We start from the raw sequence: 4911 nt of genomic DNA on the forward strand, positions 1-4911 counted from the left end.
GGACGAAGATCGTCCGCATCGCGGGATTTCGCGGCCTGATGGCCGCACCCCGCGGACGCCGACCTATCGTTGCGTCCATGCTGACCATCACCCGCGAGCTGCACGACAAGATCGTCGCCCACGCCAGGGCCGACCACCCGGACGAGGCGTGCGGCGTGGTCGCCGGACCGGCCGGGCAGGGCCGCCCCGAGCGCTTCATCCCGATGCTGAACGCGGCCCGCTCGCCCACCTTCTACGAGTTCGACTCCACCGACCTGCTGCGTCTCTACCGCGAGATGGACGACCGGGACGAGGAGCCGGTGGTCATCTACCACTCGCACACCGCGACCGAGGCGTACCCGTCGCGGACCGACGTCTCCTACGCGAACGAGCCCGGCGCCCACTACGTGCTGGTCTCCACGGCCGAGTGCGGCAGCGGCGAGGGCCCCTTCTCCTTCCGTTCGTTCCGCATCGTGGATGGTCGGATCACCGAGGAGGACGTCCGGATCGTCGACTCGTACGCTTCCTGAGACGGAAACGTCCGGATGCTGACACCGAGGGCCTGTTCGGGCCCCGGGAATCGATACGATGAGCCCATGGTTATGCACGACGTGAACGACGCGAACACAGTCGGTGAGGGCGCCCCGGGCGCCCTCCTCGTCGCGCGCCTGCACGTCGACCTGTGCCGCCTCTCCAGCGCCATGTGTTGAGCCGCGTTCGACGGGCGCCCCGCCCCACCGAGCCGCACCCATCCCGCCGGCACACCCCGCGCGGCCCCGGCCGCCCGGCACACCCGCGCCACCACCACAGACATCCCAGGAGCACACCCATGGCCATCGAGGTCCGCATCCCGACCATCCTCCGCACCTACACCGACGGCGAGAAGGCCGTCCAGGGCAGCGGGGGCACGCTCGCCGAGCTGTTCGCCGACCTGGAGACGCGGCACGGCGGCATCCACGAGCGCCTGGTCGACGGCGGCGAGCTGCGCCGCTTTGTCAACGTCTACCTGAACGACGAGGACGTGCGGTTCCTGGAGGGCATCAACACCAAGCTGGCCGACGGCGACAGTGTGACCATCCTCCCGGCCGTCGCCGGAGGCTCGCGCTGATGCGCTACGACTCCCCGCTGGCAGCCGTCGGCAACACGCCGCTGGTCCGGCTCCCCCGGCTCTCGCCCGCCGAGAACGTCCGCGTCTGGGCGAAGCTGGAGGACCGCAACCCGACCGGCTCGATCAAGGACCGGCCGGCCCTGCACATGATCGAGCAGGCGGAGAAGGACGGCCGGCTCACCCCCGGCTGCACGATCCTGGAGCCCACCAGCGGCAACACCGGCATCTCCCTGGCGATGGCGGCACGGCTCAAGGGCTACCGCATCGTCTGCGTGATGCCGGAGAACACCAGCCAGGAGCGCCGCGACCTGCTGGCCATGTGGGGCGCGGAGATCATCTCCTCGCCGGCGGCCGGCGGCTCCAACACGGCCGTGCGCGTGGCCAAGGAGCTGGCCGCCGAGCAGCCGGACTGGGTCATGCTCTACCAGTACGGCAACGAGGCCAACGCCGGCGCGCACTACGCCACGACCGGCCCGGAGATCCTCGCCGACCTGCCCTCGATCACCCACTTCGTCGCCGGGCTCGGCACCACCGGCACGCTGATGGGCGCCGGCCGCTACCTGCGCGAGCACCGCCCCGAGGTGCGGATCGTCGCGGCCGAACCCCGCTACGACGACCTCGTCTACGGCCTGCGCAACCTCGACGAGGGCTTTGTCCCCGAGTTGTACGACGAGTCCGTGCTCAGCTCCCGCTTCTCCGTCGGCTCGGAGGACGCCGTCCGGCGCACCCGCGAGCTGCTCTCCGAGGAGGGCATCTTCGCGGGCGTCTCCACCGGAGCCGCCCTGCACGCGGCCATCGGCGTGGGCCGCCGGGCGCTGGCCGCGGGGGAGGACGCCGACATCGTCTTCGTCGTCGCCGACGGCGGCTGGAAGTACATGTCGACCGGCATCTACACGGCCGAGTCCACCGAGGCCGCCGTCGAACGCCTCCAGGGCCAGCTCTGGGCCTGACCCGCCGGACCACCTCGGGGCCCGGACCGCGCGGCGGCCGGGCCCCGACCCGTACGGCGGACAGGGGTCACCGGGCGACCTTGCGGACCGTGCGCCACATCCCCTCGGAGAGCTGTCCGCAGCGTCGGCGGAAGTCCCACGCCGGCAGCGCCACCAGGGCGTCCGTCTCCAGGTAGAGCGGCATGCCCCGGCTGTCGTCCACCGTGCCCTGCGGCAGCAGCACCACCTCCGGGCGCGGCGGCTCGGGCCGGCGCGCGGAGATCTCCGCGACCACCACCGTCTCCTCGCCGGCGCTCAGCACGACACAGCGCCGAACGGTCGTACCGGGCCGGTCGCGGTAGGGGGTCCGCGCCCACCAGACCTCGCCGGGCCGGGGCTGCGGCAGCGGCCCGGCCGGGGCCGGTCCGAGCCGTCCGTGGGGCACCGGCCGGCGACGCGCCGGCCTGCGGCCGCGGTGGTCCGCCAGGGCGACCACCGCGATCATCACCACGGCCGCGGCGACGGCGAGCCACCAGGACGTATCCACCACGTTCCTCCGAACGACCGCTGCACAACCGCTGCGACCCCGTGCAACCGACGGTACCCCGCACTGGTGATTCCGCCCACACAAGCGTGACGGAAGCAGTCACGGGGCCCGACGGCCCTTACTCTCAGGAAACCCTCTCCTTTGCCGGGCTGTGCGGAGGTTCCCACCCCAATGAAGCTCACCGTCGTCGGCTGTTCGGGCTCGTTCCCGTCCCCGGACTCGGCCTGCTCGAGTTACCTCGTCGAGGCCGACGGCTACCGGCTGCTGCTGGACATGGGAAACGGCGCGCTCGGTGAGCTGCAGCGCCACATCGGGCTGTACGACCTGGACGCGATCGTGCTGAGCCATCTGCACGCGGACCACTGCATCGACATGTGCGCCTACTTCGTGGCGCGCTACTACCGCTTCGACGGCGGGCGCTGCGCCCCGATCCCGGTCTACGGGCCGACCGGCACCGAGCAGCGGTTGACCACCGCGTACGCGGACACGCCCAGTGAGCGCTCGATGAGCGAGGTCTTCGACTTCCGCACGCTGCGGTCGGGGCAGGAGTTCGACGCCGGCCCGTTCCGGGTGTTCGCCGAGGCGGTGGACCACCCGGTCGAGGCGTACGGCTTCCGCGTCGAGCACGGCGGCTCGGTGCTCACCTATTCCGGGGACACCGGCCCGTGCGCGGGTCTGGACCGGCTCGCCGCCGGCGCCGACCTGTTCCTGTGCGAGGCGTCGTTTGTGCACGGCAAGGAGGACATCCCCGGGCTGCACCTCAACGGGCTCCAGGCGGGGGAGGCGGCGAAGGCCGCCGGGGTGGGCAGGCTCGTGCTCACCCACGTACCGCCGTGGACGGACCCGGAGGTGAACCTGCGGGACGCGCGGGCCGCCTACGCGGGCCCGGTGGAGCTGGCGCGCGCGGGCGCGGTGTACGAGTTCTGACAGCGGACACGCCGGTGGCCCGGAGCGTCGGACGCTCCGGGCCACCGGTGGGTTCAGCGGGTCCCGTGAGACTCGCGGGACAGTCTGGTCAGGCCGGTCAGGCCTTGTAGTTCTCCTTCTCCAGCTCCGCGGCCTCCTCCTCGGGCTCGCGGCCCGGGGTCGGCAGGTTGAACTTGGTGATCGCGAAGCGGAAGAGGGCGTAGTAGACCACCGCGAAGCACAGGCCGACCAGGATGATCCCGAGCGGCTTGGACGCGATGCCGAAGTTCAGCAGGTAGTCGATGGCGCCGGCGGAGAAGCCGAAGCCGTCGCGCATGCCGAGCGCCCAGGTCAGCGCCATGGAGACGCCGGTCAGGAGGGCGTGGATCGCGTACAGGACCGGGGCGATGAACATGAAGGTGAACTCGATCGGCTCCGTGACGCCGGTGACGAACGAGGTCAGCGCGAGCGAGAACATCATGCCGCCGACAACCGCGCGACGCTCCGGGCGGGCGCAGTGGTAGATCGCCAGGCAGGCGGCCGGCAGCGCGAACATCATGATCGGGAAGAAGCCGGTCATGAACTGGCCGGCGGTCGGGTCGCCCTCCAGGAAGCGGGCGATGTCGCCGCTCTTGCCGTTGTACTCGCCGGCCTGGAACCACGGGAAGGAGTTCAGCAGGTGGTGCATGCCGACCGGGATGAGCGCCCGGTTGGCGACACCGAAGACACCCGCGCCCACCGCGCCGGAGCCGACGAGCCACTCGCCGAAGTTGTGCAGACCGGTGCCGAGGACGGGCCAGATGTAACCGAAGACGATGCCGATGCCCAGACCGGCGAAGGCCGAGAGGATCGGGACCAGGCGGCGGCCGCCGAAGAAGCCCAGCCAGTCCGGCAGCTTCTTGCGGTGGTACCGCTGGTAGAGCAGGGCGACCACGATGCCCATGACCACGCCGCCGAGGACACCGGCGTTGACCGGCGGGGCGACGTTCACGATCTCACCGTCGACGACGGTGGCGACCTTCGGCAGGCTGTCGTCCTTGAAGGCCTTGAGGACGTTGGCGAAGGCCAGGTAGCCGACGACGGCCGCGAGGCCGGTCGAGCCGTCGGCCTTCCTGGCGAAGCCGACGGCGATGCCGACCGCGAACAGCAGCGGCATGTTGTCGAGCAGGGCGCCACCGGCGGCGGCCATGAACTCGGCCAGGCGCTGGAGGAAGGCGGGGAAGTTCTCCCGGCCCAGCATGTCGGTGTGGCCCAGCCGCACCATGAGGGCGGCGGCGGGAAGTGTCGCGATCGGGAGCATGAGGCTGCGCCCGATGCGCTGGGCGACGGCCATGACCTTTGATCCGGTACTCGGCTTGTCGGATGTGGCCGTACTCGGCGTGCTCATAGGATTTTCCTTTGCGCGAAGCGCCGCCGGGGAGAAACAAGCCGGGGGACGGGTG

7 protein-coding genes are annotated in these 4911 nt (G+C 71.1%); 5 read left to right on the top strand and 2 right to left on the bottom strand.

The features are described from left to right. The first annotated feature begins 77 nt into the window (after nt 1-77). The 4 genes from GL263_RS21600 to GL263_RS21610 all read left to right on the top strand — a co-directional run bounded on the left by GL263_RS21600 (nt 78) and on the right by GL263_RS21610 (nt 2037). Entirely contained in the window at nt 78-509 is a 432-nt protein-coding gene (locus GL263_RS21600; protein ID WP_182857406.1) for a M67 family metallopeptidase, read from the top strand. Between the two features lie 66 nt (nt 510-575). After that, nucleotides 576-689, top strand: coding sequence for a putative leader peptide (locus tag GL263_RS29105; protein WP_323379512.1), 114 nt, complete (start codon nt 576-578; stop codon nt 687-689). A gap of 119 nt (nt 690-808) precedes the next feature. Then, the gene (locus tag GL263_RS21605) at nt 809-1087 is read left to right on the top strand and encodes a MoaD/ThiS family protein (RefSeq protein ID WP_182857407.1); all 279 of its coding nucleotides are present in this window, start codon (nt 809-811) and stop codon (nt 1085-1087) included. Further along, the gene (locus GL263_RS21610) at nt 1087-2037 is read left to right on the top strand and encodes a PLP-dependent cysteine synthase family protein (protein WP_182857408.1); all 951 of its coding nucleotides are present in this window, start codon (nt 1087-1089) and stop codon (nt 2035-2037) included. The genes GL263_RS21605 and GL263_RS21610 overlap by 1 nt, the downstream gene beginning before the upstream one ends. Nucleotides 2038-2104: 67 nt before the next feature. Here GL263_RS21610 and GL263_RS21615 read toward each other — a convergent pair whose 3' ends face one another. Further along, complete coding sequence (locus GL263_RS21615) at nt 2105-2563, bottom strand: type II toxin-antitoxin system PemK/MazF family toxin (protein WP_182857409.1); 459 nt, start codon at nt 2561-2563, stop codon at nt 2105-2107. A gap of 171 nt (nt 2564-2734) precedes the next feature. On the opposite strand from GL263_RS21615, the gene GL263_RS21620 reads away from it, so the two are divergent. Then, nucleotides 2735-3490 carry an MBL fold metallo-hydrolase gene (locus GL263_RS21620; protein ID WP_182857410.1) on the top strand — a complete coding sequence of 252 codons (756 nt, stop codon included), beginning with the start codon at nt 2735-2737 and terminating at the stop codon, nt 3488-3490. Between the two features lie 97 nt (nt 3491-3587). Here the strand turns inward: GL263_RS21620 and GL263_RS21625 are convergent, their stop codons facing one another. Next, nucleotides 3588-4856, bottom strand: coding sequence for a PTS transporter subunit EIIC (locus GL263_RS21625; RefSeq protein ID WP_182857411.1), 1269 nt, complete (start codon nt 4854-4856; stop codon nt 3588-3590). Nucleotides 4857-4911: the final 55 nt, after the last annotated feature.

The sequence above is a fragment of the Streptomyces durbertensis genome (assembly GCF_014156695.1).
Taxonomy (GTDB): Bacteria; Actinomycetota; Actinomycetes; order Streptomycetales; family Streptomycetaceae; genus Streptomyces; species Streptomyces durbertensis.

What these genes read in the sequence shown, in the direction of transcription:
- GL263_RS21625 (WP_182857411.1), bottom strand. Translation starts at nt 4,856, where the DNA reads ATGAGCACGCCGAGTACGGCCACATCCGACAAGCCGAGTACCGGATCA.
- GL263_RS21605 (WP_182857407.1), top strand. Translation starts at nt 809, where the DNA reads ATGGCCATCGAGGTCCGCATCCCGACCATCCTCCGCACCTACACCGAC.
- GL263_RS21620 (WP_182857410.1), top strand. Translation starts at nt 2,735, where the DNA reads ATGAAGCTCACCGTCGTCGGCTGTTCGGGCTCGTTCCCGTCCCCGGAC.
- GL263_RS21600 (WP_182857406.1), top strand. Translation starts at nt 78, where the DNA reads ATGCTGACCATCACCCGCGAGCTGCACGACAAGATCGTCGCCCACGCC.
- GL263_RS29105 (WP_323379512.1), top strand. Translation starts at nt 576, where the DNA reads ATGGTTATGCACGACGTGAACGACGCGAACACAGTCGGTGAGGGCGCC.
- GL263_RS21610 (WP_182857408.1), top strand. Translation starts at nt 1,087, where the DNA reads ATGCGCTACGACTCCCCGCTGGCAGCCGTCGGCAACACGCCGCTGGTC.